At 70.0% G+C, this 25095-nt stretch carries 19 protein-coding genes and 1 pseudogene; 9 read left to right on the plus strand and 11 right to left on the minus strand.

Going from position 1 to position 25095, the window contains the following annotated elements; genetic code table 11:
* Window positions 1–39: 39 nt before the first annotated feature.
* A complete protein-coding gene (locus KB201_RS13700) occupies window positions 40–807 on the minus strand; it encodes a class I SAM-dependent methyltransferase (protein ID WP_078113254.1) in 768 nt (255 codons plus the stop codon).
* 103 nt (window positions 808–910) lie between these two features.
* Here KB201_RS13700 and KB201_RS13705 point away from each other — a divergent pair, with 103 nt between their 5' ends.
* Window positions 911–2071, plus strand: a complete 1161-nt coding sequence (locus tag KB201_RS13705; protein WP_078113253.1) for a glycosyltransferase family 4 protein — start codon at window positions 911–913, stop codon at window positions 2069–2071.
* On the opposite strand, the gene KB201_RS13710 is transcribed toward KB201_RS13705, so the two are convergent.
* Together KB201_RS13710 and KB201_RS13715 are read right to left on the minus strand one after the other, a co-directional pair.
* Window positions 2028–3914, minus strand: coding sequence for a hypothetical protein (locus KB201_RS13710; protein WP_211539474.1), 1887 nt, complete (start codon window positions 3912–3914; stop codon window positions 2028–2030). The genes KB201_RS13705 and KB201_RS13710 overlap by 44 nt on opposite strands.
* Before the next feature lie 13 nt (window positions 3915–3927).
* A complete protein-coding gene (locus tag KB201_RS13715) occupies window positions 3928–4866 on the minus strand; it encodes a CoA ester lyase (protein ID WP_058252230.1) in 939 nt (312 codons plus the stop codon).
* 161 nt (window positions 4867–5027) lie between these two features.
* On the opposite strand from KB201_RS13715, the gene KB201_RS13720 reads away from it, so the two are divergent.
* Complete coding sequence (locus KB201_RS13720; protein WP_211539475.1) at window positions 5028–6209, plus strand: polysaccharide biosynthesis protein; 1182 nt, start codon at window positions 5028–5030, stop codon at window positions 6207–6209.
* 49 nt (window positions 6210–6258) lie between these two features.
* Window positions 6259–6729 (plus strand): SRPBCC family protein, encoded by a 471-nt coding sequence (locus tag KB201_RS13725; protein WP_078113249.1) that lies wholly within the window; start codon window positions 6259–6261, stop codon window positions 6727–6729.
* Window positions 6730–6741: 12 nt separating this feature from the next.
* Here the strand turns inward: KB201_RS13725 and KB201_RS13730 are convergent, their stop codons facing one another.
* Complete coding sequence (locus tag KB201_RS13730) at window positions 6742–7929, minus strand: DUF3068 domain-containing protein (protein WP_211539476.1); 1188 nt, start codon at window positions 7927–7929, stop codon at window positions 6742–6744.
* Between the two features lie 44 nt (window positions 7930–7973).
* Between KB201_RS13730 and KB201_RS13735 the strand changes: the two genes are divergently transcribed.
* The gene (locus KB201_RS13735) at window positions 7974–9296 is read left to right on the plus strand and encodes an acyltransferase (protein ID WP_211539477.1); all 1323 of its coding nucleotides are present in this window, start codon (window positions 7974–7976) and stop codon (window positions 9294–9296) included.
* Between the two features lie 2114 nt (window positions 9297–11410).
* On the opposite strand, the pseudogene KB201_RS25170 reads toward KB201_RS13735, so the two are convergent.
* The 5 genes and pseudogenes from KB201_RS25170 to KB201_RS13760 form a co-directional block, all read right to left on the minus strand.
* A pseudogene (locus KB201_RS25170) lies at window positions 11411–13474 on the minus strand (DUF3367 domain-containing protein); the annotation flags it as partial.
* A gap of 52 nt (window positions 13475–13526) precedes the next feature.
* Window positions 13527–13727, minus strand: coding sequence for a DUF2613 domain-containing protein (locus tag KB201_RS13745; protein WP_004023745.1), 201 nt, complete (start codon window positions 13725–13727; stop codon window positions 13527–13529).
* A gap of 75 nt (window positions 13728–13802) precedes the next feature.
* The gene (locus KB201_RS13750) at window positions 13803–14525 is read right to left on the minus strand and encodes a DJ-1/PfpI family protein (RefSeq protein WP_211539478.1); all 723 of its coding nucleotides are present in this window, start codon (window positions 14523–14525) and stop codon (window positions 13803–13805) included.
* Between the two features lie 36 nt (window positions 14526–14561).
* Window positions 14562–15527 (minus strand): GlxA family transcriptional regulator, encoded by a 966-nt coding sequence (locus tag KB201_RS13755; protein ID WP_211539479.1) that lies wholly within the window; start codon window positions 15525–15527, stop codon window positions 14562–14564.
* A gap of 326 nt (window positions 15528–15853) precedes the next feature.
* Window positions 15854–16411 carry a universal stress protein gene (locus KB201_RS13760; RefSeq protein WP_211539480.1) on the minus strand — a complete coding sequence of 186 codons (558 nt, stop codon included), beginning with the start codon at window positions 16409–16411 and terminating at the stop codon, window positions 15854–15856.
* A gap of 98 nt (window positions 16412–16509) precedes the next feature.
* Between KB201_RS13760 and KB201_RS13765 the strand changes: the two genes are divergently transcribed.
* Together KB201_RS13765 and KB201_RS13770 are read left to right on the plus strand one after the other, a co-directional pair.
* Window positions 16510–17673 carry a glycoside hydrolase family 3 N-terminal domain-containing protein gene (locus tag KB201_RS13765; protein WP_211539481.1) on the plus strand — a complete coding sequence of 388 codons (1164 nt, stop codon included), beginning with the start codon at window positions 16510–16512 and terminating at the stop codon, window positions 17671–17673.
* A 108-nt stretch (window positions 17674–17781) separates the two neighbouring features.
* Complete coding sequence (locus tag KB201_RS13770) at window positions 17782–18384, plus strand: TetR/AcrR family transcriptional regulator (protein ID WP_058252311.1); 603 nt, start codon at window positions 17782–17784, stop codon at window positions 18382–18384.
* 114 nt (window positions 18385–18498) lie between these two features.
* On the opposite strand, the gene KB201_RS13775 is transcribed toward KB201_RS13770, so the two are convergent.
* Window positions 18499–19386, minus strand: a complete 888-nt coding sequence (locus tag KB201_RS13775) for a MaoC/PaaZ C-terminal domain-containing protein (protein WP_211539482.1) — start codon at window positions 19384–19386, stop codon at window positions 18499–18501.
* The gene (locus KB201_RS13780; RefSeq protein WP_211539483.1) at window positions 19386–20750 is read right to left on the minus strand and encodes a 3-oxoacyl-ACP reductase; all 1365 of its coding nucleotides are present in this window, start codon (window positions 20748–20750) and stop codon (window positions 19386–19388) included. The genes KB201_RS13775 and KB201_RS13780 overlap by 1 nt, the downstream gene beginning before the upstream one ends.
* 90 nt (window positions 20751–20840) lie before the next feature.
* Here KB201_RS13780 and KB201_RS13785 point away from each other — a divergent pair, with 90 nt between their 5' ends.
* The 3 genes from KB201_RS13785 (at window position 20841) to KB201_RS13795 (ending at window position 25019) form a co-directional block, all read left to right on the plus strand.
* Window positions 20841–22154 (plus strand): acetyl-CoA C-acetyltransferase, encoded by a 1314-nt coding sequence (locus KB201_RS13785; RefSeq protein ID WP_068970533.1) that lies wholly within the window; start codon window positions 20841–20843, stop codon window positions 22152–22154.
* A 282-nt stretch (window positions 22155–22436) separates the two neighbouring features.
* A complete protein-coding gene (locus tag KB201_RS13790; RefSeq protein WP_249145492.1) occupies window positions 22437–24134 on the plus strand; it encodes a VanW family protein in 1698 nt (565 codons plus the stop codon).
* 105 nt (window positions 24135–24239) lie between these two features.
* On the plus strand, window positions 24240–25019 hold the full coding sequence (locus KB201_RS13795) for an SDR family NAD(P)-dependent oxidoreductase (protein ID WP_058252218.1): 780 nt from the start codon (window positions 24240–24242) through the stop codon (window positions 25017–25019).
* Window positions 25020–25095: the final 76 nt, after the last annotated feature.

Raw genomic sequence — 25095 nt, forward strand, 5'->3', positions numbered from 1 at the left:
GCAGTGGGCTCAGCCAGACGCAACCGGACTCCGAGCACTTCAGCGTCGACGCAGGACGAGCACGAGGTTGGTGCCCAGGACGTCCCGGAGCACCGGTACGCGCATGACCCACCACATCCAGCGCGGGATGTAGCGGGGGAACGCCGCGACGAGGTCGGCGCGCCCGGCACCGGTCGCCGATCGGGCCCAGCGCAGCCCGTCGGCGGCGGAGACCGCGAACAGCGATGTGCCGTACAGGTTCTTGGGCGGATGACCGTGGCGTCGGGTGTACAGCCGGGCCGCCCGATGGCCGCCGAGATAGTGCGTCAGGCCCATCTCGTGACCACCGAACGGTCCCCACCACAGTGTGTAGCTGATGATGACGACGCCGCCGGGACGCGTCACCCGCAGCATCTCGTCGGCCATCTCCCACGGCGTCGGTGTGTGCTCGACGACGTTCGACGACAGGCAGACGTCGACGCATCCGTCGGCGAAGGGCAGGGCCTGGCCGGAGCCGCGGACCGATCCGCGATGCTCGAGCCCACCGGCGTGCATCTCGGTGGGATCGGGTTCGACGGAGACGTAGTGCGCGCCGCGGTCCCGGAAGGCGTCGGCGAAGTATCCGGGACCGCCGCCCACGTCGAGGACCACAGATCCGCCCATGTCGGGGACGAACGCCTCGACCATGTCAGCGGTGTCGCCGGCGAGCGCGCCGTAGAAGCGCGCGGGATCGGATTGTTCGTAACGGAAGTCGTTCAGCAGTCCCGCGGCGCGTCGCAGGGTGGCGAGCCGGGCCATCCGCGCGCCGCCGGGAAGTGAAGTCGTCATCGTCGGGTCACTCTAGTGGGGTGTCTCGGCGACAGGTTCCTCGCCGGGCGGTCGCGCGGCGGATTCCGGCGCTCATGGCCTGGTCGGTAGGCTGACGGACAACATGCGCACACCGTCGAACATCCTGCTCCTGTGCTGGCGGGACACCCGCCACCCTCAGGGCGGCGGCAGCGAGACCTACCTGGAACGGGTGGGCGCCGAACTGGCTCGACGCGGCGCGAACGTCACCTTCCTCACGTCCGCGTACCCGGGGTCGCTGCGCCACGAGCACCGGGACGGCATGCGGTTTTTCCGCGCCGGCGGTCGGATCAGCGTGTATCCGCTCATGCTCGCAACCATCGTCGCGGGCCGGCTCGGGTTCGGCCCGCTGTCGGGGTGCCGCCCCGACGTCGTCGTGGACACCCAGAACGGTGTCCCGTTCTTCTCGTCGCTCGTCTCACCGGCTCCGACGGTCGTCCTCGTCCATCACTGTCATCGCGAGCAGTGGCCGGTCGCCGGCCGTCTGCTCGGCCACATCGGGTGGTTCCTCGAGTCGCGGGTCTCGCCGCGCGTCCATCGGCGCAACCGATACGTCACGGTCTCGACGCCGTCGAAGTCCGAACTCGTCGCGCTGGGGGTCGATGCCGGGCGGATCGCGGTCGTGCGCAACGGGATCGATCCGGTACCTCACGGTATCGAGGCGCCCGCGCGCACCGGGGCGTCAACTCCCGGTGTGCCGGTACGACTCTGCGTACTGTCGCGGCTGGTGCCCCACAAGCAGGTCGAGGACGCGTTGACCGTACTCGCCCGGCTGCGTCGCGACGGTGTCGACGCCCGTCTCGATGTCATCGGCGGTGGCTGGTGGTCGGACGAATTGCACCGCGCCGCAGCCGACCTCGCGGTGACCGATGCGGTCACCTTCCACGGCCACGTCGACGAACGCCGCAAGCACGAACTGCTCGCCCGGGCCCGGGTCCACCTCATGCCGTCGCGCAAGGAGGGATGGGGCCTCGCGGTCGTCGAAGCCGCCCAGCACGGTGTCCCGACGATCGGTTACCGCAGTGCCGCCGGACTCGCCGACTCCATCGACGACGGGCGCACCGGGCTCCTCGTCGACGGTGTCGACGAACTGGCCAGCGCAACGAGGAAACTCATCGACAATCCGGACGAGGCGCATCGACTCGGCCGGAACGCGCAGACCACGGCCAGCCGCTACTCGTGGTCGGCGACCTGCGACGGGTTCATGGCGACGTTCGACGCCGTGCTGTCCGACTCGCGCCGCTGATCACACCGACGCCGAGACCGACGAGGCCGGTGATGAGCAGCGCGGCCCATACGAGGTGCGCGCCGAGGGCGATCGCACGGTCGGTGGCGTCGGCGGACCGATCCACGACGTCGCCCACCTGATACAGCCTCAGATCCGGCCCGTCGAACACAAGCCGTCCGGCGGCCGCGAGTTGGCCAGGCGGAGAACCGTTCTCGACCAGCACCCACCCGACGCCGAGCTCGGCGAGCGCTGCCGGTGAGCCGCCGGACTCCAGCACCCGCGTCACCGCTGCGGCATGCTCCCCGGCCGGGTCGATCACTTCGCCGTCCACCCGGAGTTCCCCGGATTCGACGACCGGTGCCCGCAGCATCCGTGCGGCGGGATCGAGCGACGGATCGCGCGCGAAGGGGTACTCACGCACCGTGCCGGGAGGCCACAGGGCGACCGAACCCCGGTCCGGCGGCACGATCTCGGCGACCTGCCGCCACTCGTCGGGATAGTCGATCGCGCGCACCGCACCGCCGACCCCCCACGCCAGGTCGGGGAGCGGCGCGACCGCGAGCAGTGCGACCGCGGCGAACGCGAAACCCGACGGGACCCGACGCCTCGCCGCTGCCACGGCCGCGGCCACACACACCGCGACCGCCGGGACGAGAAGTGCGGCGAACTTCTGGGTGTCGCGGAGGAGCCCGCTGCCACCGACGTGCTCGACGACGAACCCCAGGCCGGTGCGGACCGGTCCGAAAGTGCTCAGCATCAACGCGATCGCGGTCACCGACGCCAGCACGGTGATGGCGGGTACCAGCGGATCCAACTCTGCGCGACGACGCCACAGGTGACCGGCGCCGACCGCGACGACGAGGAGCAGGCCGAGGGTGGCCACCGCGGCCCACCCGATGCTCCGACTCGCCGGCACCGCGTCGGCGTTCCAGATCCCGCCCAGCGACAGGGCCGTACCCACGGGGCCGAGCCACGGCTCGGACCGCAGGCCGAATGCCTCCACCCCGGCGGCCGCGGACGTGGTCGCGGCGTCGGTGATCATCGACGTCAGCAACCAGGGCACGGTGCTGAGGAGCCAGAGCGCAACGACGGCCATCGTGGGTCGCAGACCGATCGGACGGGCCACGAGCGCCGTCGCCAGCACGACTCCGGCCAGGACGGAACCGGTAGGTGTCAACCCCGCGACGGCGAACAGCCCGCCCAGCTGCAGAATTCGGACGGTGTCCGCTCGAGCGTCCGGTCGCCGGGTGGCTTCGACTCGGCTCCTCGCTTCGCTCGGTGCCGGCTCAACCAGCGGGGGGACTCGGCTCCTCGATCTCGATGCGCTCCTTCGTCGCTTACTCGACCCGGCGGCTTCGCTCGGTGCCGGCTCAACCAGCGGGGGGCGCCCACGCAGATCCAGAATCGCGACGAGAATCCACCCCAGTGCCGCATAACCCGCCAGCAGGCTCCAGTGGCCCTGGAGAAGACGTTCGGCGACATACGGATTCCACACCGCGACGAGCGTGGCCGCCGCGGCACCGGTGCGCCCGGCGCCCGGGACCAGGCGAGCTGCCAGACGTCCGTACCCGACGCCTGCGCAGACCAGGGCCGCGGCGAGGACCGCCAGCACGACGATCCCGCCGTCGACGACGGTGCTCACCATCGCGAGGAACCAGTCCTGCGGCACGGCGCGAGGCGGCAGGTCACCGATCCCGAGCGTGGTGTCCGTGACGTGGGTGCGCGGCGTGGACACCGCATCGCGATACAGCAGGTACCGGTCGCCGGCCCCGATCAGGCCCGGCAACAGCGGTGCCAGGATCACCGCGGCCGCAGCGACACCGGTGCCGTACAGAACCGGCAGCAGTCCTCGGGGAGTCACCGCGGCGAGCCGATCAGAAGTGGTGGGTGTCCGAGGGGGCGGGGGCGTGCACCGGGTCGTCGTCGTAGTCGGACTCGGTGATGCCGTACGACCGGGCCAGATCGAGAATTTTGGTCGCCCGCGCGATCCGCGGCAGGTCGGAGCCGTTGCGGATCTCGCCGCCGTCGCGCTCGAACTCGGCGAAGAACTCGCGCGCCCAGGTGATCTCGTCCTGAGAGGGGGACAGTCCCTCGTTGACCTGCGCGCACTGGCCCGGGGTGAGGCAGATCTTGCCGGTCATGCCGAACTCGGCGCTGACCGCGGTCGCCTCGCTGAGCTTGAGCGCGCTGGAACCGACCGTCGGGCCGTCGATGGCGCTGGGCAGGTGGGCGGCCTTCGCGGCGATCGTGAAACGCGAACGGGCATAGGCCAGGGTCTGTGGGTTCTCGCCGAAGCCGGTGTCGCGGCGGAAATCCCCGATACCGAACGCGAGACGGAACGTGCCCTTGGTGGCCGCGATCTCGCTGATGCGTTCCAGCCCGCGTGCGGTCTCCACGAGCGCGACGATCGGCAGGCCGGGCAGTCGCTTGGCGGTCTCGGTGACGTGGTCGACGGACTCGACCATCGCCAGCATCACCCCGCCGACGGCGGTCTGCGACAGCGCCTCGAGATCATCGGCCCACCACGGTGTGCCGAATCCGTTCACGCGAACCCAGTCTCCGGCGCCGGGGCCGGCGGTGCCGTCCTTCGGCCCGAGCCAACGGACGACGTTGTCGCGCGCGGAGACCTTGTCCTTGGGAGCCACCGCGTCCTCGATGTCCAGCACGACGATGTCGGCGCGCGAACGCGAGGCCGGCTCGAACTTGGCGTAGTGGGAGCCGTTGACCAGCAGCCAGCTCCGGGCCAGCACCGGGTCGATGCGCGAACCGATGTCGGTCGACTCGGCGTCGTAGGTGGGGTTGTCGTCGTACATCACGGTCTCTCGGTCCGGTGGACACGCGCGATCGGGGGACCCGCGCTCGGCAACAGCCTTCCCATCGTTGCCTATGCCCGACTGCCCGTGCAAAACCCGGCTCGCTTACCTCGTGCCCGCCCCGCGCGAGACCGCCGCGGTGCGATCGGCACACTTGGTCCATGCAGCAGACGCGTCGGACGACGGGCACGGTCGGCGCCGTCGGGTCGGTGGCGATGGGGTCGATGGTGGCCAACGTCTGCATGTACGTGGTGCACCTCGTCGCGAGCGCGCATTTCCTCGACGTCAGCGAATACGGCGAGTTCGCGGTGCTGCTGTCGGCGATGCTCGTGCTGGGTGTGCCGGCGATGGCGCTGCAGAACGTCATCGCCCGGGAGGTCGTGCTCGGCGGTGACGAGGGACGGCTCCGCGCGCTGGGTGTGGTGACGACGTGCTGGGTCGTCGTACTCACCTTCGTCGCCACCCCGCTGGTCGCGCTGCTGCTGCGCACCGACGTCGCGACGACGGCCGCGGCACTCGCCTCGGCGCCGCTGCTGGCGCTCATCGCCGCAGGTCAGGGGATTCTGCAGGGGCGCGGCGAGTTCCGGGCGCTGTCCTGGGTGCTGGCCGCCGTCGGAGTCGCACGATCGATGCCGATCATCGGGGCGTTCGCCGCCGGAGCCGGACCGGCCGGTGGGCTGCTGGCCGGGACGCTGGGTGCCGCCGCGTCGGCGGCCGTCGTCTGGCTCGTGGTCTGGTCGATGTCACGGGCCGGAAGGCCGGGTCGGCCGTCGGGAGCCGCCGGGGTGCTCAGCGTGGTCCGCGCGTCGCAGGTCCAGTTGGTGTTGATCGTCGCGTCGTCGATCGACCTGCTGCTCTCGCCCCGGGTCCTCGACGCCGAGGAGGTCGGGGTGTACGCCCTCGGCGCGATCGCGACGAAGGTGGCCTTCTGGCTCCCGCAGGCGATCGGCGTCGTCTTCTATCCGCGCCTCGCCGACCCCGCACGGTCGTCGGCCTCGTTGCGTCAGGCGGTGACGGTGGTCGCCGGGATCGGGGTCGTCCTGACCGTGCTGGCGGGCGCGGCCGGCCCGGTCGTCCCGTTCGTCTTCGGGGACGGCTACGACGCCTTGGTGCCGATCCTGTGGCTCTTCGCCTACATCGGCGCCGCGCTCGCCGTCCTGCAGGTCGTCTTGCTGTCGGCGATCGCGCGCGACCGGACGCGCGTGGCGCTCGGGACCTGGCTGGTCGTGGGCGCCGAGGTGCTGGTCATCGTCACCCTCACCGGCTCGGTGGTCGGGGTCGCGGGCACTGCGGCCGTGGCCGCCACGATCGCCGCGCTGGGGACGTGGGCGGTCGCGCGCTGAGTTGAGGTCGGACGTTGCCGAGTCCCCGAAGTTTCGGCAGTGTTGTGTCATGAGCGACAACGAGAGCACACAGGTCACTGTCCAACGCACGATCGAGGCGCCCGTCGACGCGGTGTTCGACGTCCTCTCCAATCCCGAACGGCATCAGGCGCTCGACGGTTCGGGTTTCATCCGCGGCGTGGACCACGCCGATCGCATCCAGCAGGTCGGTGACGTGTTCACGATGAACATGTCGGGCGACCACATGGGCGGCGACTACAAGACCGACAACCATGTCACCGGTTACGCCAAGGACAAGCTGCTGGCATGGCAGACCGCCCCCGCCGGCACCGAGCCGCCCGGGTGGGAATGGCTCTGGGAGTTGGAGTCCCAGGGTCCGAACGAGACGCTGGTGCGCCACACCTACGACTGGTCGAAGGTCACCGACAAGAAGCTGCTCGAGAAGGTCAAGTTCCCGCTCGTCACCGAGCACCAGCTGAACGACACCCTCGGCAGGCTCGCCGCCGAGTCGACCTCCTGACGCCGGTCTCCGTCACTCCGGTTGCCCGCCAACGGTTTCCGCGCCACTCCGGCGCCGGAACCGGGCGGGTAGCCAGGCCGGGTTGATCAGTATCAATCCGGCCACCAGTGCCACCAGGCCCAGGACCGCGGTGCCGATCGGTACGAGCCGGCCCCAGATGAGGATCGGGGACGCGAGATCGTCGGCCAGGTCCGTCATCCGGGCCTGCGTGTCGTCGTCGTAGCCGAAAGTCGCGCGCAGATGCGGCAATTCGAAGCCGGCCGGGACGCCGGGGATGCCGTCGGGGAAGCGGTACGCCTCGTCGACGGTGATCGTGGCGTCGACAATGGTGCCGGTCCGGGTGTCGACGGCGAGATCCCACGAACTCCGGTGATGGAGGCTCGCGGTCAACGGCCGGCTCGAGTCGCCGAACCCGAACCACGACGCCGGACGCGTGACCGAGACATTCGTGCCGACCGGTCGACCCAGCGCTTCGCGGGCGAGGTCGGTGTCAGGGACCTCGGCGCGGAACCGTGCGACGTCGCGACCTTGCACCTCGGTGTCACCGTCGTAGACCAACGGCACGGTGGTGCGGGTGATCGGGTCGAAGAACTCGCGGTCGGCGGTCGCCGTGTCGAAGGGCAGCAGGTAGGTGACGCCGCGACGGTCCGGGACGAGCACCGCGGCCTGACCGCTGTCGTACTGGATCTCCGACGCCCCGCGCGCGGCGAGTCGCGGCAACGCGTTCTTGCGGTCGAGGGTGACCCGGTCCTTGATGGCGTTGACCGTGGCGTCATTGCACGGCTGCGCCGCGTCGTCGGAATCCGACACACCGGGCCGCGGATCGCCGGGGTCGGCCTCCCGGCCGTCGATGCGCAGCGCATCGGCCTGGATCGACGTACCGGCCTGCAGCGTCACCCGGTGTTCGTCGGACGGCTGCACCGCCACGACGCGCTGCTGCCGGACGAGGTCGGCCCCGACGGTACGGGCCGTCCGTGTCTCCAGCGAGCACCGGTCGAAGATCGTCGCGTCGTCGGCCGTGGCGACGGTGGTGAAGTCGGTGCTCAGCGGGATCGTGCGGAACCCGCCGACGAGCAGGGTGGGCAGCGCGATCGTCACCGCGAGCAGGAACGCGCCGACGAAGATCAGCGTCGGCCCCGCGAGGTCCGCCGTCGACCAGCGATGGGGTTCCGGGTGCGACGACGAGGACGGCGAGGACATGGTGGCGAGGGTACGCAACGCCTCCCGGCTACCCTGTCAGCAGCATGACCAGCACCGACCCCGGCCCCACCAGCCCCGCCACCGCCGAACCCGCAACGGGTTCCGCCCGGCGGTTCTATCCGCAGCTCGAGGGCATGCGGGCCATCGCCGCGATCGGGGTCCTGGTCACGCACGTGGCCTTCCAGACCCGCGCGGTCGAGATCCCCGTACTGGGACCGGTCCTTGGTCGCCTCGACCTCGCGGTCGCCTTGTTCTTCGCGCTCTCCGGTTTTCTGCTCTGGCGACCGTGGGTCGACGCCGCACATCGCGGGACCGGTCATCCGTCGGTGCCGCGGTACTTCCGCCATCGCGTCGTCCGGATCTGGCCGGCCTACGTGGTCGTGGTGACGCTGGTGATCCTGCTGCTCCCCGAGGCGCAGGGAGCGGATGCGCAGGTCTGGCTGGCGAACCTCACGCTCACGCAGGTTTTCGTGCCGCTGACACTGACCGCCGGTCTGACCCAGATGTGGAGCCTCTCGGTCGAGATCGCGTTCTATGCCCTGCTGCCACTCATTGGTTTCGCGCTGCTGCGGCTGCGCGGGAGCCGTCTGCGGGCGCGGGTGCCGGCGCTCGTCCTCCTCGGTGCGCTGAGCCTCGGCTGGGCCTGGGTCGGCACCTCGCTGCCCGTGGCCGACGGCGTGGAGACCAAGAACTGGGTGTTCGGCCACCTCCCGTGGTTCGTCGCGGGGCTGGTCCTGGCCGAGATCGCCGGGGTCCTCGACTCGGCCGCCGGAGCGTCCCGCCCGGGACGCTGGATGGCGCGTGTCATCCGCGTCAGTGCCAACCGCCCACTGATGTTCGGCGTCCTCGTCGTCGCCTACGCACTGGCGTGCACCAGGCTCGCCGGCCCGACAGGTCTCGGCGCGGTCACCGAGATCGAGTTCGCCACCAAGATGGTTCTCGGCGCGCTCTGTGGATATGCGCTGCTCGCGCCGCTCGTCTGCAACGACGGGCCGTTCCGCATCCTCACCTCACGCGTGATGCTCGCGCTCGGGAGGTGGTCGTACGGGATCTTCATCTGGCATGTCGCGATACTGGCAGTGGTCTTCCCGCTGTTCGGCATCGTGCCGTTCAGCGGCGACACCCTCCTGGTGCTCGTGATCACCCTCGGTCTGTCGATCGGCGTCGCTGCGGCCAGCTATGCCTTCATCGAAGAGCCGGCCCGGAACTGGTTGCGCAACCGTGAGAATCGTCGTCGCCACCGTTCGCGCCACGACGCGGCCGACGCCTTGTCGTCGTCAGGCCCGCCGTCATCGGGCCGGTCGTCGACGGCCGACCAGAACATCAGCCACGCCGTCATCGACACTGCCACCAGCGCCGGTAGCTGAACCCACCATTGCGACCCGTGGTACCCGCCCGAGGCGTGCCAGGGGCCGGCCGCCAGACCGATGGTCGCGGTCATCATCGCCACGAATGTGATTGTGACGCCGGCTTTCTGCGGTACCGCTGCGGCGAGGGTGCCGACCACGACGGCGGCCGCGAGTCCCCACCAGCCGGACACCAGCCACGCCGCGGCGAGCACCGCACCCCCCGCGACGAGCACGGTGCCGCGCCCGGACGGAACCACGATGGGGTCACCGGCCTGGGTTCGACGCGCCGACGGCCACCACGCGGCGACGAGCAGCAGCGCCATCAGCGCGAGCCCGATCACCAGCGCCCACCGGTACAGCGAGTCGAATCGGAAGGTGAGTTCGATGGTTCCGCTTGCACCGGCGGGGACGACCCACCCCTGTTGCCACCCGTCGACGACGACCGGCCGTAGCTGTGTGCCGTCGAGGTGCGCCTGCCACCCCGGGTTGGTGCTCTCGGGCACGACGAGCAGTCGTTGCGCACCGGCGTCGACCGTCACCGCTCGCCGCGCCGGCGACCACTCGGTCACCTCGGGGGACGTCGACGCGGGCGCCGAGACCGGATCACCGTCCACCAGCGACAGGGCGTCGACGGTGAAGGCGTCGCCGGGATTGACCGACACCTCCTGCTGGCCGGCGGGCAGTACGAGCCGGCCGTCGCCGCACGGGCGCCCGACCACCGGTTGTCCGCTGCGCAGCTCGGACGCGGTGGCGCGCACGGACATCCGGACGACCTGACCCGCGACGGTCAGGCCGATCCCGGCGTCGCAACCGATCTCGACGATCCGGTCGGCGTCCGTACCGGTCGCCGGCGACGGGAACACCTGCACCTCGGCGATCCCCGGTGGTGCGGGACTGGCGAACCCGAGGCTGTTGACGTCGATCAGGTCGGACTGGGCGCGAATGGTGATCTCGATGCGGTCGGTGACCGCGGGATCGAGACGGACGATGCCGCCGTCGTCGACCTCGCGGACCTGCTCGCCGGTGCCGAGGTCCACCGCGACCTCGGTGGGAGCGGCGGGATAATTCCGGGGGGCGACGATGGTCAGCGCGTCGACCCGTTGTGCCCGTGGGAGATCGAGGACCAGGGTGGGACTGTTCTCGTTCGCTGCCGCGTCCTCGTCGGCCGGGGAGTCGTCACCCGCTCGCGACGTCCGCTCATCGGGGATCTCCGGTGCGGTCCAGGATGTTCCGGGATCGCCGTCGACGGCGGCCGCGGGCCCGCCGCGGGGATCGGTCACCGGGCGGGGCCCGCGCGCCGTGACCCGGTCGTCCTCGGCGAGAAGCCGATCCAGAGCATCGCCGGGTCGGGGTCGAAGGATCGCGGTGGGGGAGACGGTGACATCCGACGGCACCGAGAGTGCGCGCCCGAACACCGCCGACGTCTCCGGCGAGAGTGCGAGACCCGTTGCGCACCTGGTCATCTGCCGCTCGGGGTCGGAGACGCACGACGCCCGCCCGGACAGCTCCTGGTACAGCAGCCACTGGGCCACGTCGGTGCCGGCCTCGAGTTCGGGCAACACCACGCGGTGGCGGATCCGCAACGGCGTCGCGGTCCGCAGATCAGAGACCGTCACCTCACCGAGCGCGAATTGGTTTCCCGCCGTGCCGTCGTCGGTGCGGAGCGCGCGGATCTGGAGCCAACCGGTGGGGCCGCTGGGGGCGGTCACGGTGACCGGTTCGCCGGGAGCGAGACCGGAGACCACCGTGCTGCCCGCCTCGGTGGTGATCAGCGCACTCGTGACGTCGGGTCCGAGCGCCTTCGCGGTCGTCAGGGTCACCGCGAGATCGGTGCGCGGCGTCGTGAAACCGATGCGCATCCATCGTCCGACCGCGGTCTCCAATCCGCCGCTCACCCAGGCGCTCTGCGGGTTGCCGTCGAAGGCCGCGGCCGCCGAGTTGGCCGGCGAGGTCTGCCCGGGCTGGACCGCGTCCGCCGCCGATCCCGACGTCGACACCTCGACTTCGCCGCTCTCGTTGTCCAACAACCATTCCCCGTGGACCAGTGGTTGGCCGTCGACGGGGTAGTCGGCGACGGCGTTCTGTGTCCGACGCGGGTCCGACGGCGACCTGATCGCCGAACTGTGGTCGTCGACGCGGCCGAAGTCGGTCTCCCGGTCAGCGGGTGTGTCGGTCACGATCAACGGGCCGTCGACGATCCCGGCGCGGCGGGCGTCGGCGTCGAGCACGACGGGTCCGAGCGGGGGAAGTCCCTGGCGTGCGCGGACGTCGGCCAGTTCGGCGATCGCCTCGGGCCCGCCGGCAATGCGGGGGAGCCCGGTGGTGTCGACGAGTCGCGGACCGGTGCCGGTCGTCGCGCCCGGTTCGCCGACGGCGTAGATCTGCACCGCGGGCATCGGCGGCCGTAGTCCGTTGTCGCGCACCACTCCTCGGACGCTGGGTGGCCCGATCGGCGGACCGAACTCGGCGACGCGACGGAGCCCGGGCGACTCGTCGAGTGCCTGTTGCGCGAGCAGCGGGCGGGCCGACCGCGAGGTGTCGGGGTCGAGATCGGCTCGGAGGACGACGAATCCGATGCCCTGCCCGGCGAGGGTGGCGGCGAGACCGGGGGAGCCACGGCCCGCGGCGATCTCCCGTTGTACGGAGTCGAGGGCGCGGATCGCGCCCGGCGGGGTGAGCGGGATCGCGTCGCGGACCGCCCACGGGGTGTCGGACAGGGGTTGCAGCGGTTCGTCGCGGGTGAGCCCCCAGAGCTGGTCGGCGAACGGGGCGCCGGGGACGACCAGCGCGCGGGCGGGCGGGGCGCCGTCGTCGCGTTCGCTGTGCTCGGTCAGCCAGTCGGCGGTCTGCTGCCAGTGGCGTGAAATCGCCTGGTACGTACCGTCCGGCGCGAGCTGACCGGTCCACATCAACGACCCGGCGCCGATCACGGCGACGAGCAGGACGATGGTCGCGGCGACCGGTCGCGACCGCTGGGGCTGGGCGAAGGCGGAGAGCGTCTCCCGGCGACTCGCACTCCCCGGCAGCGGAACCCGCGCCAGGAGATGTGCGACACCGAGGACCAGCGGGATGCGGAGCAGCGGCTCGAACTTGTGGATGTTGCGCAGCGGGGCGCCGGAGCTGTCGAGGAAGACGCGTACCTGCTCGGCGACCGGCGACCCGAGTTCACCCGCGTAGCCGACGCACATCAGGACGAGGCCCACGCCCAGGATCGCGACGAGACGGCCCCGGAACGGCATGTGCCGCATGCACAATCCGGCGAGCCCCGCGGCCGCGATGGTCCCGGTCGCCAGCACCGCGGCGGGCTGGGTGACGAGCACCGCCCCGGCGACGCGCTCCGGCGACACGAACGGCGTCCACGAACTCGCCCCGCGCAGCACCTCGGTGAGCGAGGTCCACTGCGTGGTGACCCGGGACGACTCGATGTAGTCCAGGAACGGCGGACTCACGCGCGACAGGATCAGCAGCGGGACGAGCCACCACGCGCACGCCAGGGTCAGGCCGGCGGCGGTCCAGGCGCCGAACCGCCACCAGCGTCGGTCGCGCGGACTGTGCAGCAGCCACCACAGGGCGGCGACGCCGAGCGCTGCCAGTGTGGCGACGGCGTTGACCGCGCCCATCAGCGCGACCGCCGCCGACGCACGCGCGGCCTCCCGCCACAGCGGGGCAGCGTTCTCCGCCCGGGTGTCGAGCGCCCGCACCACCGGGATCAGCACCCACGGGGCGAGCATCATCGGCAGGGTCTCCGACGAGATCGAGCCGAGGGTGGTCAGGACCCGCGGGCTGAGCACGAAGACGGTGGCGGCGATGATCCGCGATGCGGGCGAGCCCAGCCGCAGCATCTCGGCGAGGCGGACGATGCCGACGAAGCCGACGGTGAGCAGCACCGCCCACCAGAGGCGTTGCACGATCCACGGCGGAACGGCGAGAAGGTCACCCAGGGCGAAGAACGCCCCGTGGGGGAAGAAGTACCCGTAGGCCTGGTTCTGCACCTGCCCCATCGGTGCGTTCGGCGTCCACAGATGTGCGGCGCGCGCGAGGAACCCGAGCGGATTCGCGGTGAGGTCGAGTTTGGTGTCGGCGGCGATGCGGCCCGGTGACTGCAGCAGGCAGATCAGCAGCGAGATCGCGCCGACGACGGCGATACCGCGTCGGCTGAGTACGGACTGATCCGGTGGCGGAGGCGGGGTACTCAGTTGCGGCTGCTGTCGATCAGGAGACGCCGAGACCGGCGGCGTCGTGGACGGGTCAGTTGGTCTCGCCGGCTCCGCCGCGCGAACCGTAGTCCACCGAACCCTGGACGAATCCGTTGTTCGGGCTGATGTTGTTCAGATCGGTGGACGGGCTGTTCTCGGAGGCCAGGAACCCGCCGAGGAACACCGCGCCGAGTCCCACCAGGATGCCGGCGACCCCGGCGACGGCTCCGGCGACAAGGCGGTTGTTGGTCATGGCGATGAAACTACCATCGTCCGAGTCCGTTTCCGGGTGACACCCGCTGACACCTGCGGGTGCACCGTGTCGAGCTCAACGTCCGGAACGCACTTTCGTGAGGGCGCGATCCCACAACAGACGCACGCTCGACTTCACCATCTCGGGTTTGTCGACGTCGCGGCTGAGCAGCATCGTCGACGTCGCGATCGTCTTGGCAGACGCCTTGGAACGATGTCCGGAGTCCAGGTGGGGTTGCGGGTCGTACTCGATGATCAGCTGGATCGCCTCCGCGCGCGCACGCCCGGCGATCTGCTCGGCCAGCCACAGCGCGAGGTCGATGCCCGCGGACACACCGGCCGCGGTGACCAGGTCGTCGTCGGGCGCGGCGCGCACGATCCGCTGGTCCGACACCGGCTTCGCGCCGTGCAGCGACAGCCCGGCCATCGACGACCAGTGCGTCGTGGCCGGCTTCCCGTCGAGCAGACCGGCTGCGGCCAGGATGATCGAACCGGTGCAGACCGACGTCGTCCACTGGGCGCCCGGCCGTACGGCACGCAGCCAGTCGAGGACCTTCTCGTCCTGCGAGGCGGCCAGGAAACCGGGACCGCCTGGCACCAGGACGACGTCCGGCGACGGTGTCTCGTCGAACGAATGCGTGGCTCCGACGACGAGCACGCCCGAGTCGGCGACGACCGGCCCGGGTTCGTGCCAGACGAACCTCACCTCGGTGTCGGGCAGGGCTCGCAGCACCTCGTAGGGGCCGATGAAGTCCAGCGCGGTGAACTGCGGGTAGAGCACGATCGCTATCTGGGTCATGGATGCCTTTCGGGTCGTGGGTTCTCGGGTGTGCGTCTAGCGGAAGGTGCGGCGGTACTGATCGGGCGGCACGCCGAGCCGGCGGACGAAGGTGCGCCGCATCGTCTCGGCCGACCCGAACCCGCACCGGGTGGCGATCACCGGCATCGTGTCGTCGCCCTGGGTGAGTGCCCGGCGGGCGGCGTCGGTCCGGACCCGTTCGACATAGGCGCCCGGCGCCTCACCGGTCTCGTCGGTGAAGATGCGGGAGAAATGACGCGGGCTCATCGACGCGTCGCGGGCGAGATCGTCGACGCGGTGCACCCGGCCCGGCTCGGCCTCGATGCGTTCCTGGATCTCGCGGATCGCCGTGCGCCGGGCCCGAGGCATCCACACCGGCGGGGCGAACTGGCTCTGACCACCTGGGCGCCGCATGTAGAGGACGAGCCACCGCGCGACGAGCTGTGCGAGCTCGGTGCCGTGGTCCTCCTCGATGAGGGCCAGCGAGAGGTCGATACCGGCGGTGACGCCCGCGGAACTCCACACCCGGTCGCTGCCGCGCACGAACAGGGCCTCGGCGTCGACCTGGATCGACGGGTATCGCTCGGCGAGCAACCCGGTCACGGCCCAGTGCGTCGTCGCGCGTTTGCCGTCGAGGAGGCCGGCCTCGGCGGCGAGGAACGCGCCGTTGCACACGCTGACGACGCGTCGTGCCCGTTGCGCCGCCCGTCGGATCCAGTCGACGAGGTCGGGGTCGCGGGAGGCGTCGTGGACGCCGGTGCCGCCGGGCAGGATCAGGATGTCGAGCGGCTCGGCCGGGTCGGGCAGCGGCTGCGCGACGAACTCCAGCCCGACGCCGGTGCCCACCGGCAGACCGGACTTCGACACCAGCCGCAGGTCATAGCGGACCTGCGCGCCCTGGTCGGCAAGGGCATACGACGCGGTGGAGAACACGTCGGCCGGACCGGTCACGTCCAGGGCCTGCACCCCGGGGTATCCGAGGATCAGCACCGATCGAGTCATGAGGACATCGTTTCCGACCCGCACCGTGGCGTCCAGGCCACGCATCCCACAGATCAGGACACGTCACTGTTGTTTGAGCTGGTCCCCACCACCGGTTGAGCCGGCACCCGTCCCCGCTGCTCGAGCCGGCTCGCCCCCCGCTGGTTGAGCCGGCTCCGAGCGGAGCCGCCGGGCCGAGCAAGCGACCAAGGAGCGCGTCGAGGTCGAGGCGCCCCACCCCCGCTGGTTGAGCCGGCTCCGAGCGCAGCGAGGCGCCGTGTCGAAGCCACTTGGTGACCTCGACAAGCTCGGCCGTCAGGTGGGGACGCTCGACCAGCAGCGTTGCGCTACAGCGTGACCTGCGGTTCTTTCTCGCACTTCGCGGGAACGATGAACACCGGTCGATGACAGTGTTTGAGGACCCGTTCGGCGACGCTGGACCGCAGCAGAGCCTTGAGTCCCGATGCGCCGCGCGTTCCGGTGACCAGAAGATCGACGTTCAGCGCCTCGGCCGCGGCGACGAGCGCGCCCCACACCGTCGACTCCACTTCCACGAGCGATCCGCGCGCGGTCAGTCCGCAGTCGGCGGCGAGTGTCACGCCGCGCTCGTTGATCGCGGCGGCCTCGTCTTCGAGGGCCTGGTCGACGCCGGCGTCGAGTTGGGTGTCGATGAACGGCTGCATCCCGCCGGCCAGGGTGGACATACGTGCCGGCGTCATGCCGCCGGGTTGCCAGGCGGTGACGACCACTGCGGATTGCGCGCGGAGAAATTGTCCGGCGTAGCGAATGGCGCGGTCGGCGTTCGGGGACCCGTCATAGGCGATCATCAGTGTTTGTGCGGCACTGTTGCCGCCGCTACCGCGCCCGGCGGTGGCGGACCCGGACGAATCGGACCCCACGTCCATTGGCTCAGACTACATGCCAGACTCGTGCCATGGGCCCAACTCGCAGACCCCGGCGGATTCGTCGCGAAGGGATCCGTGACAACCGGATCCGGAATGCGATGACGACAGGGACGGTCGCCGTACTGTGCGCGGCGCTGGCGGCGTGCGCGTCATCGACGCCCGACTCACCGCCGCCGACTCCCTCGTCCTCGGCGTCGTCGTACGCCTCGGCGTCTTCGTCGGCGTCGCCGACGACCGTTCCGGTCGCAAACAGCTGTGGCGCAAGCGAACTCGCGAAGCTGTCCGTACGCCAGAAGCTGGCGCAGCTGATCGTCGTCGGCGTCACCGGGGCGGCCGACGCGCAGCAGATCGTCGAGAACGAGGAGATCGGGGGGATCTTCGTCGGGAGCTGGACCGACAAGGCGATTCTGACGAGCGGTGCGGCAGCACGTATTTCGCAGAACTCGCCGATCCCGCTGATGGTCACCGTCGATCAGGAGGGTGGTCGGGTGTCGCGCCTGTCCGCGCTCGGTATCGACCACGCGTCGCCGCGCGAACTGGCACAGACCAGGACGCCCGAGCAGGTGCGGGCGATCGCGGCCGATGTGGGCCGCAAGCTCAAGCGGCTCGGGGTCACCGTCGACTTCGCTCCCGTCGCCGACGTCAGCGACGAATCGGACAACGAGGTGATCGGCGACCGGTCCTTCAGCAACGACCCGGCCGTCGTCACCGAGTACGCGGGCGCGTACGCCGCGGGATTGGCCGACGCGGGAATCACGCCTGTGTACAAGCACTTTCCGGGTCACGGACACGGGTCGGGCGACTCGCATCTCGGCGTTGTGACGGTTCCGTCGCTCGCGGAGCTGCAGGACAGCGACCTCGTGCCGTTCCGGACGCTGTTGCGCGACCCGGGGACCGCGGGCGCCATGGTCGGGCACCTGATCGTGCCCGGTCTGACGAAGGGACTGCCCGCCAGCATCAGCCGGCCCGCCATCCAAATGCTGCGCACCGGCGTCGGCTACGACGGTCCGCGGTTCAACGGCGTCATCTACTCCGACGACCTGTCGGGCATGGCGGCGATCAGCGCCCAGTACCCGATCGAGCAGGCGGTGGAGAAGTTCATCCTCGCCGGCGGCGACATCGCGCTGTGGCTGTCGACCGACCGTGTCTCGTCGGTGCTCGACAATCTCGAACGCGCGGTGTCAGCGGGTCGCCTGGCGCCGGCACGACTCGACGACAAGGTCGTGCGAATCCTTCGATCCAAGGGTGTGGTGAACTGTTGACCTGCTGAGTCCCCCGGCGCCGACGGTCTGAATGGGGTTTCACCTTACCGATTGGTAAGTTGTTGATATCGTCGGACGGAACAGAAGTCGTGAACGGAGGTGGCGGTCATGTCGGGCGGAACCAAGCGCCTGCCCCGCGCGGTGCGCGAGCAGCAGATGCTCGATGCGGCCGTCAAGGTGTTCGCGCAGAACGGTTTTCGCGAGACCTCGATGGACGCCATCGCATCCGAGGCGCAGATCTCCAAGCCGATGCTGTACCTGTACTACGGCTCGAAGGACGAACTGTTCAGTGCGTGCATCGCCCGTGAGTCCGGTCTGTTCATCGACGCGATGAGCGTCGGTTTCGACCCGTCGCTGTCGCAACGTGAGCAGGCCGTCACGGTGATCCGTGAGTTCCTCCGCTTCGTGCACGAGCACCGGCAGTCCTGGCGGGTGCTGTACCGCGTCGCCATCGGCACCGCCGGTTTCGCCGGCATCGTCTCCGAGAGCCGCCAGCGGGTCACCGAGATGGTCGCCCAACTGATCAAGGCGGGCACGACCGTCGAGGTCGACAGCGACATCGACTTCGAACTCACCGCCGTCGCGATCGTCGGTGCCGCCGAGGCCGTCGCCGACCGCATCACCGAGGGCGACGTCGACCTCGAGCGGGCCACCAGCCTCCTCGTCGGCATCACCTGGCGCGGCCTGAAGGGCGTCGGTACCGACGCCTGAAGTGTCGACACCTGAGGTGCAACGCAAACGCTCCCGCGGCCCCGCTTCCTATCCGCTTATCGGATCCAATAAGCGGGACGGAAACGAGACCGCGGGAGCGAAAGGCGAAGGCCCTCAGCCCTCCCGCGTCGTCGCGGTGAGGTGCGGGAATCCCTTGCGGCGATCGCGGATCGCGATGTCGAAGCTGCCCCTGCCGTCGATGCGGCGGGTGTAGAGGGTCACCTTGGCCGGCAACAGGATCGGCTTGCCGAACCTGACGTCGTAGGTGACCGCGTCGGGCAGTTGCGCCTCCACGTTCGCGACAGCTGCTGCGGCACTCCACATCCCGTGGGCGATGGCCTTGGGGAAGCCGAATGCCTTCGCCGGCAGGTTGCCCATGTGGATCGGGTTGCGGTCGCCGGAGGCGGCGGCGTACTCGCGGATCCGCTTGAGGTCGACGGCCAGGATGGCGTCCGGCGGCGGCGGGGTCTTCGACTTCGGTTCGGGACCCCGCGGCTCGTCGGACAGGCTGGTGCGCTGCTGCTTCAGGAACGTCGCCGTCTGGGTGGTGACAAGTTCCGATCCGACGCGGATCTCGCTGACGACGTCGATCAGGATGCCCTTGCGGTGCTCGCGCAGGTTCTGTGCATGCGTGACGATGTCGAGCGGCTCACCGACCTTGATGGGCCGCGAACGTTCGATGGTGTTCGTCATGTGTACCGAACCGACGGCACCGAACGGGAACTCGTCGGACGTCATGAGCTTCATGACGACCGGAAACTGCAGCACGAACGGGTACGTCAACGGCAGGGTGCCGCCGAACCGCTGCCCGGTCGCGTGGCAGTACGCCTGCAGCGCAGTCGAATCCACCCGCACGCCGTCGAGTCGGTAACGCGTCTCGGGTGCGGTGGCGTCGGCCGACACCCGTGGCGGCTTGCCGATGCCGGGCAGCAGCGCGGTGACCGCCTTGCCGTACAGCTCGGCGGTGCCGGGTGCGGACGGGAGGGTGATCGTCTTGCCCATCAGGCCCCCAGGAATCCCTGGCCGCAGACGCGGACCACATTGCCGGTGACGGCATTGCTCGCCGGGTTGGCGAAGTAGGCCACGGTCTCGGCGACGTCGACGGTCTGACCGCCCTGCTGCAGCGAGCTCATCAGGCGGCCGGCCTCACGGGTGGCTAGCGGGATGGCCGCGGTCATCTTGGTCTCGATGAAGCCGGGCGCCACCGCGTTGATGGTGATGCCCTTCTCGGCGAGGATCGGCGCGTAGGCGTCGACGAGGCCGATGACACCGGCCTTCGAGGCGCCGTAGTTGGTCTGGCCGCGGTTGCCCGCGATGCCGGCGATCGACGAGACGTCGACGACGGCGCCGCCCTCGCGCAGCGCACCCTTCTCGAGCAGCGTCTCGACGAGGGTCTGCGGTGCGATGAGGTTGACCGCGATGACCGCGTCCCAGCGGGAGTCGTCCATGTTGGCGAGCAGCTTGTCGCGGGTGATGCCGGCGTTGTTGACGATGATGTCGATGCCGCCGTGCCGCTCGAGGGCGTGCTCGGCGAGCTTCGCGCCGGCGTCGGCCGCGGTGACATCGAGCGGGAAGGCGGTGCCGCCGACCTTGTTCGCCGTCTCCGACAGCGCGTCCCCGGCCTGCGGGACATCGGCGGCGATCACGTGCGCGCCATCGCGGGCAAGGACCTCGGCGATCGTCGCGCCGATGCCGCGGGCGGCACCGGTGACGACGGCGACCTTGCCCTCGAGGGGCTTGTCCCAGTTCTTCGGCGCGGTGGCGTCGGCGCCGCCGACCCGGATGACCTGGGCGTCGACGAAGGCCGACTTCGCCGACAGCACGAAGCGCACGGTCGACTCGAGGCCGGTCAGCCCGGTCTTGGCGTCGGGGGAGACGTAGACGAGCTGGACGGTGGACCCCTTCAGGAGTTCCTTGCCCAGCGAGCGGGTGAAGCCTTCGAGTGCACGCTGCGCGACGCGCTCGGAGGGGTCGGTGACCAGCTCCGGCGTGGTGCCGATGACCAGGAACCGCGCGCAGGCCGCGGTCGAGCGCATCGCGGGCTGGAAGAACTCGAAGAGTTGACGCAGCTCGGCGGGAGTGGTGATGCCGGTCGCATCGAAGACCAGGCCGCCGTACTTGTCGGCGCTGCGCCCGGTCGTGGCGTTCTGGATGAGGTCGTAGTCCTCGGTCGAGAGCATCTCGCGAAGCGGTTCGACGAGCCGGCCGGACCCGCCAAGCAGCACGGGGCCGGGCAGCGGCGGCTCGGAGGCCTTGTAGCGCCGTAGCGGCGGCGGGACGGGCAATCCGGCCTGCTTGGCGATGAATGCGCCGGGCGCGGAATGGACGAAGCTCGAGTACAGGCCAGTGTTTCCGTTGGCGGCCACGTTGATCTCCTCTGACTGTCGTTCGACAACGAACTTACTGATGAGTAAGAATACGCTATAGATACCGCACCCGACCCTTGGGAGATCGACGTGGCCGAACAGTCCAACCCCACCAGCAAGCCGAAGACCCGCAGCGATCGTCCCGTCGCGATCCTCGGCGGCAACCGCATCCCGTTCGCACGCCAGGACAAGGCGTACGCGAAGGTCGGGAACCAGGAGATGTTCACCGCCGCGCTCGACGGCCTGGTGAGCCGCTTCAACCTGCAGGGCGAGCAGCTCGGCATGGTCGCCGGCGGCGCCGTGCTCAAGCACGCCCGTGATTTCAATCTCATCCGTGAGTCGGTGCTGGGCTCGGCGCTGTCGCCGTACACCCCCGCGTTCGACATCCAGCAGGCCTGCGGCACCGGACTGCAGGCCATCACGACGGTCGCCGACGGCATCGCCCGCGGCCGCTACGACGCCGCGATCGGCGGTGGCGTCGACACGACGTCCGACGCACCGATCGCCGTGGGCGAGGGCCTGCGTCGTCAGCTGCTCGAGGTCAACCGGGCGCGTAGCACCAAGGACCAGATCCTCGGCGCCGCGAAGCTGCTGACCAAGCTCGGCATCGAGATCCCGCGCAACGGCGAGCCCCGCACAGGCATGTCGATGGGCGAGCACGCCGCCGTCACTGCCAAGGAGTTCGGCATCAAGCGAGCCGACCAGGACGAGCTGGCCGCCCGCAGCCACCAGAACATGGCGGCCGCCTACGAAGCCGGCTTCTTCGACGACCTGATCACCCCGTTCCTGGGCCTGACCCGCGACCAGAACCTGCGCGGCGACTCCACCGCGGAGAAGCTCGCCAAGCTCAAGCCGGTCTTCGGCGTCTCCCTCGGCGACGCGACGATGACCGCGGGCAACTCGACGCCGCTCACCGACGGTGCGTCGACCGTGCTGCTCGCCAGCGACGAGTGGGCAGCCGACCGCGGACTGCCGGTGCTCGCCTACTTCGTGGACAGCGAGACCGCCGCGGTCGATTACGTCAACGGCCCCGACGGGCTGCTCATGGCCCCGACCTACGCGGTGCCGCGTCTGCTCGCCCGCAACGGGCTCACGCTGCAGGACTTCGACTTCTACGAGATCCACGAGGCCTTCGCGTCGGTGGTCCTCGCGACCCTGCAGGCCTGGGAGTCCGAGGAGTACTGCAAGGAGCGCCTCGGCCTCGACTCGGCACTGGGTTCGATCGACCGCAGCAAGCTCAACGTCCACGGTTCGTCGCTCGCGGCGGGTCACCCCTTCGCGGCGACCGGCGGCCGGATCGTCGCGCAGGCGGCCAAGCAGATCAAGGAGAACGGTGGCGGTCGCGCCCTGATCTCGATCTGTGCCGCGGGCGGCCAGGGCGTCACCGCGATCATCGAGGGCTGACGACCCGAAGCGGACGTCATCGAGAGCTGGAATCCCGATAAGTGAGACGGATTGGCGACTGATCGGCCGATCCGTCTCACTTTCGTGGGACGAATCGGGGTACTTCGTCACATATTCGACAGAATCTGCCGTCCGGGGATGCCTCCGGCCGAAAAGTAGCGTAAATATGTCTATAGCTCCGGCTGCGCTGTCAGACCCCCGACCCGACAGCTCGGCCGGAGCGCCTACTTTCCCGACCGTAGTTCTGCGGCCACCCCCCGTTCGGCCGAGCTGCCAGCCCCGATGGATGGAGTTGTGACCCCAGGCTCTCGCCGAGCACGATCCGCGCTACGCGCCGTGCTCGCCGTCGTCGCCGTGATCACGCTCGTCCTCGCCGCGGAGTTCGTGGCCACCCGCTCCGATTCCCCGCGCAACGCCGTCGTCGGCGGTATCGATGCGGGCGGTCGGAACTCCGCCGAACTCACCTCCGTACTCGACGAGCTGACGGCGCGCTCGCGACAACCGGTCGTCTTGCGGACGCCGGAGGGCTCGGCCGAGGTCGCGCCCGCCGAGCTGGGACTCACATACGACGCCGATGCGACGCGGGCTCGTCTCCTCGAGCAACCGCGCAATCCGCTCGTCCGTCTGGCCGCGCTGTTCGGCCGCGACTTCGACGTCGAGCCGGTCGTCACGCTGGATCGGACGGCGATGAACGCGGCGCTCGACGCCCAGCGCGCGTCACTCGAGAAGGCCGCGGTCGAGGGCGGTGTGCACTACGACGGCACCGAGCCCGTCGGGGATCAGCCCGCCAAGGGTGAACGCATCGCGCGAGACGCTGCCGCCGCGACCCTCGTCGACCGTTGGCTGGACGGCGCCCCCGTCGACCTGCCCATGGAACCCTTCTCGCCGACGGTGAGCGCCGAGGTCGTGGCCGCGACCGTCGCCGGACCGGCCGAACGGGTGGTCGCGGCTCCCGTGAGTCTCGTGGACCGCCGCAAACGGACGGTCGAGGTGCCCGCGGGAGACCTGGCGTCGATGGTGACCTTCGGGCCCGACGGCCGCGGCGGGCTCACTCCCCGAGCCGACGAGAAGGTGGGGCGCGAGATCCTCGCCCCCGACCTCGACGCCTCGCAACGGGCCCCCGTCAGCGCGACGTTCAGTCTGGCGTCCGGCCGTCCGCAGGTGGTGCCGGGCGTCGACGGCGCCGCGATCAACTGGCCGAAGACCCTCGCCGCCGTCGCCACGAGTGCGGCGGCCGACGGTGGCGATCGCAGGGTCGAGGTCGTCTACGACGACGTCGAGCCGAAGCTCACGACCGATGCCGCGCGCAAGCTCGGGGTCACCGAACTGATCAGCGAGTACACCACCGGTGGCTTCTCGAGCGCTTCCGGGGAGAACATCCGGCTCGTCGCCGCCGAGGTCGACGGGGCCCTCGTCCTGCCCGGAAAGGTGTTTTCGCTCAACGGGCACACCGGGCCGCGCGGTTCAGAGCAGGGGTACGTGGAGTCGACGATCATCGACCATGGTCGGGCGTCGAACGCGGTCGGCGGCGGGATCTCCCAGTTCGCGACGACCCTGTACAACGCGACGTATTTCGCCGGGCTCGAGGACGTCGATCACACCGAGCACGCGTATTACATCTCGCGGTACCCGGAGGCGCGGGAGGCGACCGTGTTCGAGGGTGCCATCGACCTGAAGTTCCGCAACAACACGCGGCACGGCGTGCTGATCGAGACCGCCTGGTCGCCGTCGTCGGTGACGGTTCGGCTCTGGGGAACGAAGGCGTTCGAGGTCGAGTCGGTCACGGGTGAGCGGGTTGCCCCCACCGATCCGCCGCGAGTCCGCGTTCCGCGCGGGGACGACTGCATCCCGAGCAGCGGGAGCAAGGGTTTCACGGCGTCGGACACCCGGATCATCAAGGACGCGCGTACCGGACGGGAGATCGATCGGTCCACCCGCACCGTCCGCTACGCGCCCGAACCCATCGTGAAGTGCGTCTGACCCCGGGTGGTTCGGCGCGGGGTGATCTGATGTGGAGGATTTCGATGCGGGGTGTTTCCCCGAAGGGCTTTACCGAGCGATAGAACGCTCGATAGGCTCCGGGGCGTGGATATCAATGGAGCTAGTGCAATCGTCACGGGTGGCGCGTCCGGCATCGGCGCGGCTGCGGCTCGCCAGCTGGCGGCCAAGGGTGCAAAGGTCATCGTCGCCGACCTGAACGCGGACAAGGGCGAGGAACTCGCCAAGGAGATCGGCGGACAATTCGTCGCCGTCGACGTGACCTCGACCGAACAGATCGAAGCCGCCGTCAACGCGGCCACCGAACTCGGCCCGCTGCGTGCGCTGGTCAACTCGGCCGGCATCGGCTGGGCACAGCGCACCATCGGTCGCGACGGTGAGTTCGGGTCGGCCCACAACCTCGACGCCTACAAGAAGGTCATCGCGATCAACCTGATCGGCACCTTCGACTGCATCCGTCTCGCGGCCACCGCCATGAGCCGCAACGAGCCGCTCGACGGCCACGGTGAGCGCGGCGCGATCGTCAACATGGCCAGCGTCGCAGCCTTCGACGGCCAGATCGGCCAGGCGTCGTACTCGTCGTCCAAGGGCGGCGTCGTCGGCATGACCCTCCCGGTCGCGCGCGACCTGGCCGCGGTCGGCATCCGCGTCAACACCATCGCCCCCGGTCTGATCGACACCCCGATCTACGGTGAAGGCGAAGCGGCCGAGGCGTTCAAGGCCAAGCTCGGCGAGTCGGTCCTGTTCCCGCATCGCCTGGGTGCGCCCGACGAGCTCGCCTCGATGGTCGTCGAGCTGGTCACCAACAGCTACATGAACGCGGAGGTCATCCGCGTCGACGGCGGCATCCGGATGCCACCGAAGTAGATCCGACACACCACTGGGGTAACCGCGCAGACCCACCACCGGCCCGATCCGGTGGTGGGTTTGCCGTCTGTTCACC

The organism is Gordonia sp. SCSIO 19800, from assembly GCF_018132775.1.
Classification (GTDB): Bacteria; Actinomycetota; Actinomycetes; order Mycobacteriales; family Mycobacteriaceae; genus Gordonia; species Gordonia hongkongensis.

Coding starts and splice junctions, on each gene's coding strand:
- KB201_RS13705 (WP_078113253.1), top strand. CDS start 911: ATGCGCACACCGTCGAACATCCTGCTCCTGTGCTGGCGGGACACCCGC.
- KB201_RS13775 (WP_211539482.1), bottom strand. CDS start 19,386: ATGGGCAAGACGATCACCCTCCCGTCCGCACCCGGCACCGCCGAGCTG.
- KB201_RS13700 (WP_078113254.1), bottom strand. CDS start 807: ATGACGACTTCACTTCCCGGCGGCGCGCGGATGGCCCGGCTCGCCACC.
- KB201_RS13720 (WP_211539475.1), top strand. CDS start 5,028: ATGCAGCAGACGCGTCGGACGACGGGCACGGTCGGCGCCGTCGGGTCG.
- KB201_RS13730 (WP_211539476.1), bottom strand. CDS start 7,929: ATGTCCTCGCCGTCCTCGTCGTCGCACCCGGAACCCCATCGCTGGTCG.
- KB201_RS13745 (WP_004023745.1), bottom strand. CDS start 13,727: ATGACCAACAACCGCCTTGTCGCCGGAGCCGTCGCCGGGGTCGCCGGC.
- KB201_RS13790 (WP_249145492.1), top strand. CDS start 22,437: ATGGATGGAGTTGTGACCCCAGGCTCTCGCCGAGCACGATCCGCGCTA.
- KB201_RS13765 (WP_211539481.1), top strand. CDS start 16,510: ATGACGACAGGGACGGTCGCCGTACTGTGCGCGGCGCTGGCGGCGTGC.
- KB201_RS13725 (WP_078113249.1), top strand. CDS start 6,259: ATGAGCGACAACGAGAGCACACAGGTCACTGTCCAACGCACGATCGAG.
- KB201_RS13760 (WP_211539480.1), bottom strand. CDS start 16,411: ATGGACGTGGGGTCCGATTCGTCCGGGTCCGCCACCGCCGGGCGCGGT.
- KB201_RS13715 (WP_058252230.1), bottom strand. CDS start 4,866: ATGTACGACGACAACCCCACCTACGACGCCGAGTCGACCGACATCGGT.
- KB201_RS13770 (WP_058252311.1), top strand. CDS start 17,782: ATGTCGGGCGGAACCAAGCGCCTGCCCCGCGCGGTGCGCGAGCAGCAG.
- KB201_RS13735 (WP_211539477.1), top strand. CDS start 7,974: ATGACCAGCACCGACCCCGGCCCCACCAGCCCCGCCACCGCCGAACCC.
- KB201_RS13755 (WP_211539479.1), bottom strand. CDS start 15,527: ATGACTCGATCGGTGCTGATCCTCGGATACCCCGGGGTGCAGGCCCTG.
- KB201_RS13750 (WP_211539478.1), bottom strand. CDS start 14,525: ATGACCCAGATAGCGATCGTGCTCTACCCGCAGTTCACCGCGCTGGAC.